The following is a 6,331-nucleotide window of genomic DNA, read 5'->3' as shown; positions in this document are numbered from 1 at the left end:
AGCCGCATTTAAAACCCGGCGTTAAAATTGATTTAGTGGGCGCGATTAAATTGAACAAAGAGCACGTACATTTTACAGATTTGGCAATCGTTCCGGTAAGTATAAAAATTTCTCACTAATGCTCATTGCGAAAAATATTACGAAGAGGTTTTCAGGTGTAACGGCATTAAACAATATCAACCTTGAATTGCATGCCGGTAAGGTAACTGCGATCATTGGAGAAAATGGTGCCGGTAAATCTACTTTAATGAAGGTCTTTTCCGGTGTCCATACAAGCTATGAAGGAGACATCATTTTTAAAAATGAGAAGGTTCAGTTTAATTCGACAAAGGATGCAGAAAATGCCGGCATTGTCATTATTCATCAGGAACTGAATTTGGTACCGCATTTGAGTATCACGGAAAATATTTTTCTAGGCCGGGAATTGATAAATGATTTTGGTATTCTGGATAAAAAGAAAATGCGCAAGCAAACGGCTATATTATTGCAGCGTGTTAAACTCAATGTAGCCCCCGATACGTTAGTCAACAAATTGAAAGTTGGCCAACAGCAACTGATTGAAATTGCCAAGGCGCTGCACACAAATGCAGAGGTCATCATTATGGATGAACCTACTTCGGCCATTACCAATAAAGAAGTTGATAACCTTTTTGTTATTATCAATGAGTTGAAGTCACAGGGTAAAACAGTGGTTTATATTTCACATAAATTAAATGAGCTTTTCCAAATTGCCGATTGCTATACGGTTTTAAGAGATGGAACGACTGTTGGTAGTGGCGAAATAAAGGATATTTCGCAAGACGAACTGGTCGAGAAAATGTCCGGTAGAAAAATTCTTATTGAAAGAAATACAAGTGATTTCACTTCAAAGGAGTTGCTATTGCAATTAAAAAATATTTCTTTATTAAACATTGAAAATACTGCAAACAAATTAGTGGATAATGTTGATCTGACATTGAACAGGGGAGAAGTTATCGGTCTGTATGGTCTTATGGGCGCAGGCCGCACAGAATTAATGGAAACTATTTTTGGCTTGCATCCTAAATTTTGTTCGGGAGAGTTATTGGTTGAATCCAAAGCAATTAAATTTAAATCGCCTGCTGATGCCATTAATGCGGGTATTATGCTTATTCCGGAAGATAGAAAATTACAGGGGCTCTGCCTTGACTTGGCAATAAGGCCCAATATCAGTATTACTATCTTAGATAAATTACTGCGATGGGGCATTATGATTAATAAGAAAAAAGACCTGGCTGTTTCTGAAAAGTATATTAAGCAGTTATCCATCAAAACGCGTAATGCGGAAACATTAGCCAAAAACCTGAGTGGAGGTACGCAGCAGAAAGTTGTTTTGGCAAAATGGCTGGCAAAAAATCCGAAAGTGTTATTGCTTGACGAGCCTACCCGAGGCATTGATGTGGGCGCAAAATCGGAAATATACAAGTTGATAAAAGAATTGGCAGGGACAGGGGTGGGACTCATTGTAGTATCCTCAGAAATTTCTGAAATATTGGCTGTGGCCAATCGTGTACTTGTCATGTGCGAAGGTAAACTCTCGGCCGATATGCCTGTCTCGGAAGCCACGGAATCAAATATGCTAAAGTATGCAATTCATCATAACCAATTACTTATAGATTGATATGGCAAAAATAAATCAAGTAAATTATATCAAGAAGTTCCAGACATTAATTGCTTTGTTACTGTTGTGCATTGTGCTGAGCCTTCTTTCGGATAAATTCTTTACTGCCGAAAATAGTCTGAATATTCTACGACAGACCGCAGTCAATATTTGCGTTGCAACGGGCATGACGGTGGTAATACTTACTGCGGGCATCGACTTGTCGGTCGGTTCTATACTTGCGCTTTGCGGCGCTATCGCTGCCGGATTGTTGAAACATGGCATTGCGCTTCAATGGTTGAATAGCTATATTGGGTTTACGGTTTTCGGTGTCGTTGTAGCAGGAATTATTATTGGGTATGTTATCGGGTTGTTTAATGGTTTTGTTATTACGAAATTTAAAGTACCTCCTTTTATTGCCACGCTTGCTATGCTCACCATTGCGCGGGGTTTGACGATGTTATATACGCATGGTCAGCCGATAAGTAATCTTGGGTCAAAGTTCGATTATATTGGAACAGGCTCCTTCCTGGGATTACCGGTTCCTGTTTGGATAGCCGCCGTAGTTGTGGTATTTACTATTTTTCTTATGCAGAAGACAAAACTTGGCCGTTACGTCTATGCAATTGGTGGCAACGAAACGGCAGCAAAATTTTCGGGTATCAATATTCCAAAAGTTACGCTGATTGTGTATGCTTTTGCTGGTGCCTGTGCAGGCATTGCAGGTCTTATTGTAACCGCACGTTTAGATTCTGCCCAGCCAAATGCAGGCACAAGTTATGAGTTGGACGCGATTGCCGCAGTTGTCATCGGAGGTACATCCTTATATGGGGGGAGGGGCACTATTTTGGGCACCGTTATTGGGGCTGTAATTATTGGTGTACTGAATAACGGATTAGTTCTTTTAAATGTTTCTCCATTCTGGCAACAGGTGGTAAAAGGTTCTGTTATTTTGCTTGCTGTAATTATAGATAAACTTGGACACCCTAAGGACTGATACTTAACTTCCGCATCGAATCTTTATAGTTTCCATTGTGGTTTGGGTTATGAAAATGAGGCATTTGAAAATTATTTGTGCTAAATCTGGACAATCTGTTATGAATAAACAAAAATATATTCTCGCCATTGACCAAGGCACTAGTTCCACAAAATCTTTGATTTTTGATTCACAGGGACAGGTAGTTGCCCGTGGTCTTGAGCTATTAAATACGGCTTATTTAGATAATGGTTTCGTAGAACAAGATCCGGAGGAAATTTATCAAAATGTTTTAGCTGCCGTTAAAAAATGCCTGGATAATTTTACCGCCGAGCAGCATTCAATAGAAGATATAGCTGTAGCGGGCATTTCCAACCAGCGAGAAACTTTTGTCGTTTGGGATAAAAATGGGAAACCTCTGCATCCAGCTATAGTTTGGCAATGCAAACGCTCAGTTGAGATATGTGAAAATCTGAAACAAAGCGGGTACTCCGCTACGATAAAACAAAAAACAGGTTTGATTATTGATCCGTATTTTTCGGCGACAAAATTAATCTGGTTGTTTCGCAACAATGAAAAAATAAAAGCCGCCATTGATAATGGCGAAGCATATTTTGGTACAATAGATACTTGGCTCTTATATAAATTGACTAAGGGGGATCGTTACTTAACTGATCATACAAATGCGTCGAGAACCTTGCTTTTTAATATTCAATCCCTACAATGGGATGAAGAAATAATAGACGAGTTTGGATTAACGGGTATCCGTCTGCCGGAGGTAAAATCGTCTTCTGCCTATTTTGGAGAGTCGCATTTTGATGGCTTATTTAAGAATCCAATTGCTATTACCGCTATGATAGGTGACTCTCATGCCGCTGCTTTTGGAGAAGGTTGTTTTGACTTAGGTACGGCTAAGGCTACACTGGGAACGGGTTGTAGTATCTTAATGAATATTGGAGACAGGCCTATTGTTTCTAATAATGGAATGGTTACAACCATTAATTGGAGTACAGAGAAGACCATAAGTTATGCATTGGAAGGCGTCATTGTAAGTTGCGGAGCTACCATTGAATGGCTTAAAAATGAATTGCATCTATTTGATAAAAGTGGTGATACCGAATCGATGGCAAGGGCCGTGAGTGATAACGGCGGCGTTTATTTAGTCCCGGCTTTTAGCGGATTGGGTTCTCCACACTGGCAGATGGAGAGAAAGGCTTCACTATTGGGATTGAGTTTCGGAAGTACAAAAAATCACATTGTAAGGGCTGCATTGGAATCCATTCCCTTTCAAATTAAAGATGTAATTGTCGCGATGGAAAAAGACACGTCAATTCCGCTAAAGGCGTTGATGACAAATGGTGGTCTTACATCCAATGCTTTTGTTATGCAGTTTCTTGCCGATTTATTAAATGAACCTGTTTACAAAAGTGTGATGGCTGATGTCTCGGCTTTAGGCGCGGCTTATATGGCGGGTATTGAGCCAGGAATATATGATGGTATTGACTTTTTGCGAACTTTAAATAAGCATAGAACAGAATTTATTCCCCATTCAAATAGAGCGACTCAAAATCAATGTTATTCAGACTGGCTGAAAGCTATTGACGGTAAGATTTAATCTTTTCTATTTTCTTAAGATGTAATCATCAGCGTAGAAGATACTTACCTAGAAGAGATCTCACGACAAAAGAAGCGATGCTGGTGGAATTGGAAACACGCTCACAAAGATTATCAGAAAGGTTGGAACGCTCTCGGCTGAAAGGCAGGACAATTACGGTTAAGTTTAAGTTTCACGATTCTACTATTATGACAAAAAGCCTTTCATCTACCACGTTAATCAGTGATAAAGAAAATATTATACAGAGTGTAAAAACTATTTTGGAAAATGCATTATTGAATGATAAACAGGTCCAGTTGCTCGGCATCAGGATATCCAATTTTGAATTGGCTACAGAGAAGCAGAAACCACATAATGATATGCAATTGAGGTTATTTTAACCGGTTGCTTTTGCAGTAGCACTCATATTTTATAACTGTTTGCCTATAACGGGGCCGATCAAGAAACTGAAGTTGAAAATGATAACAAACAAAATGCTTTGCGCCAATTGTTTGGCAGATTCTGTTTTTCCGCATGCTTTTGTGCCGCGAATAAGTACTGCTCCAGAAGCATTGAGTTTTCGTTCTAATTTCTTATCTGATATACGCGGATTATATTTCATTTTATGTTGTTTTCAAATGCAAAAATAGTTTTTTTGCTCTTTTAGAGCAATTTATTTACACTTTTGGAGTAATTCATTTTACACTTTTGGAGCAATTCACTTTACACTTTTGGAGCAATTCATTTTACACTTTTATAGGGTAATTTATAAAAAGGAGCGTAAAACCCATCCATCGCTTTAGCGTGGATGGGCTAAGCGACAAACGCTAAGCTTGTGAAAGAATAGTATCTGGTGGCGGTTCAACATAGAACAAACAAAGTAGCCATTGGTGCACATTAGATGCCGTTACCAATATTGTTTAGGAAGTATAGTTGGACGGAGTAACCAGATTTGCCTTGTAGATTCTTGTTATAAGCTACGGACAATTTGTGCAATAGATAAACGAGGGGGTGTAGCGAATAAGGAAATGAACCTGGTCATTATCTGTTTCCATTACTTCAATTTCAAAATCTAAATTATCATTACAAAATAGTAGAATATTTAATAGTAGAGTGAAGTTAATACACAAATCATACAAGTTTATAATTTCGCTTGATAAAGAGGATGTTGGGTGTGGTAGTTCACCTTTAATATTAAATATAAACGGTTTCGTTTGGTATTGAAACTATCTCAAATTTCAAATTCCATTCTTTTATTTGTTCAAGGATTGGTAAAAATGCCAATCCTTTTTCTGTTAGTGAGTATTCTACCCTGGGCGGCAATTCTTTGTACGCTACTCTACGAATAATTCCATCTTCTTCCAACTCTTTAAGTTGTTCTGTTAATACTTTTCGGGTTATTATCGGAATAATAGCATCCAACTGACCAAACCTAATAGTCCTGTCTTTTATAACATTAAGAATTATTGGTTTCCATTTGTTGCCGATTGTACCTATTGCCCTTGTAAATGGGCAATTTGAGTTACAAAAATTATCATCTCTCATTTCACTGCTTTTATGTTTTATAAAGTAGTTCCCCAAAGGGTACTAGAAAGAACAAAGATAGTATATTTTAGGAACTAATGAAAGTACCTTTGTGAAACAAATACAAAAAATAGAAGACGATGGGTAAATTAAAAAACAAAGTAGCAGTTATTACAGGTGGCAATAGTGGCATTGGGTTAGGCATTGCCCAAGCATTTAAAAATGAAGGTGCTAAGGGAGCAATTGTCGGCAGAAATCAGGGAACATTAGCCAGTTCTGTTGCTCAACTTGGAAATGATTTTATAGCTATAAATGCGGATGTAATCAACGCTGCCGACCTGGAAAGAGTTTTTAAAGAAACAGCTGAAAAATTTGGTAAAATAGACGTGATCGTTGCCAATGCGGGTGGTGGAGCTCTAGGAACTGTGGCAACTATTGACGAGACCGACTATGATAAGCTAATGGCCTTGAACCTGAAAAGTGTATACTTCACTGTGCAGAAAGCACTGCCTTATATGAATGATGGTGGTTCTATTATTCTTATCGGGTCAAATGCTGCACATCGGGCATATGCGAATTTTACGCTTTATGGCGCTTCAAAAGCAGCTGTTATCTATTT

General features: G+C 38.3%; 7 protein-coding genes and 1 pseudogene. 6 read left to right on the top strand and 2 right to left on the bottom strand.

From position 1 onward, the window contains the following. From ACQR30_RS03090 to ACQR30_RS03070, 5 genes and pseudogenes are all read left to right on the top strand, one after another. A pseudogene (locus tag ACQR30_RS03090) lies at nucleotides 1-119 on the top strand (DUF2291 domain-containing protein); the annotation flags it as partial. Next, the gene (locus ACQR30_RS03085) at nucleotides 119-1,639 is read left to right on the top strand and encodes a sugar ABC transporter ATP-binding protein (protein WP_429731100.1); all 1,521 of its coding nucleotides are present in this window, start codon (nucleotides 119-121) and stop codon (nucleotides 1,637-1,639) included. The pseudogene ACQR30_RS03090 and the gene ACQR30_RS03085, both read left to right, overlap by 1 nt. A 1-nt stretch (nucleotide 1,640) precedes the next feature. Continuing rightward, the gene (locus tag ACQR30_RS03080; RefSeq protein WP_429731097.1) at nucleotides 1,641-2,615 is read left to right on the top strand and encodes an ABC transporter permease; all 975 of its coding nucleotides are present in this window, start codon (nucleotides 1,641-1,643) and stop codon (nucleotides 2,613-2,615) included. A 100-nt stretch (nucleotides 2,616-2,715) separates the two neighbouring features. Then, nucleotides 2,716-4,209: an FGGY family carbohydrate kinase gene (locus ACQR30_RS03075; protein WP_429731094.1), complete on the top strand. Its 1,494-nt coding sequence runs from the start codon at nucleotides 2,716-2,718 to the stop codon at nucleotides 4,207-4,209. Next, complete coding sequence (locus ACQR30_RS03070; RefSeq protein WP_429731119.1) at nucleotides 4,209-4,589, top strand: hypothetical protein; 381 nt, start codon at nucleotides 4,209-4,211, stop codon at nucleotides 4,587-4,589. Before ACQR30_RS03075 ends, ACQR30_RS03070 begins: the two co-directional genes overlap by 1 nt. Before the next feature lie 29 nt (nucleotides 4,590-4,618). Here the strand turns inward: ACQR30_RS03070 and ACQR30_RS03065 are convergent, their stop codons facing one another. Next, nucleotides 4,619-4,810 carry a hypothetical protein gene (locus tag ACQR30_RS03065; protein WP_429731091.1) on the bottom strand — a complete coding sequence of 64 codons (192 nt, stop codon included), beginning with the start codon at nucleotides 4,808-4,810 and terminating at the stop codon, nucleotides 4,619-4,621. Nucleotides 4,811-5,382: 572 nt separating this feature from the next. Then, nucleotides 5,383-5,733: a winged helix-turn-helix transcriptional regulator gene (locus ACQR30_RS03060; RefSeq protein ID WP_429731088.1), complete on the bottom strand. Its 351-nt coding sequence runs from the start codon at nucleotides 5,731-5,733 to the stop codon at nucleotides 5,383-5,385. 119 nt (nucleotides 5,734-5,852) lie between these two features. On the opposite strand from ACQR30_RS03060, the gene ACQR30_RS03055 reads away from it, so the two are divergent. Next, the coding region (locus ACQR30_RS03055) for an SDR family NAD(P)-dependent oxidoreductase (RefSeq protein WP_429731085.1) at nucleotides 5,853-6,331 on the top strand (479 nt) is incomplete at its 3' end.

The sequence above is a fragment of the Arachidicoccus sp. genome, from assembly GCF_050436765.1.
Classification (GTDB): Bacteria; Bacteroidota; Bacteroidia; order Chitinophagales; family Chitinophagaceae; genus Arachidicoccus.
Note: the sequence above shows the minus strand (reverse complement) of the source record. Positions and strands in the feature narration are given on the sequence as shown.

Coding starts and splice junctions, on each gene's coding strand:
- ACQR30_RS03085 (WP_429731100.1), top strand. CDS start 119: ATGCTCATTGCGAAAAATATTACGAAGAGGTTTTCAGGTGTAACGGCA.
- ACQR30_RS03080 (WP_429731097.1), top strand. CDS start 1,641: ATGGCAAAAATAAATCAAGTAAATTATATCAAGAAGTTCCAGACATTA.
- ACQR30_RS03075 (WP_429731094.1), top strand. CDS start 2,716: ATGAATAAACAAAAATATATTCTCGCCATTGACCAAGGCACTAGTTCC.
- ACQR30_RS03065 (WP_429731091.1), bottom strand. CDS start 4,810: ATGAAATATAATCCGCGTATATCAGATAAGAAATTAGAACGAAAACTC.
- ACQR30_RS03060 (WP_429731088.1), bottom strand. CDS start 5,733: ATGAGAGATGATAATTTTTGTAACTCAAATTGCCCATTTACAAGGGCA.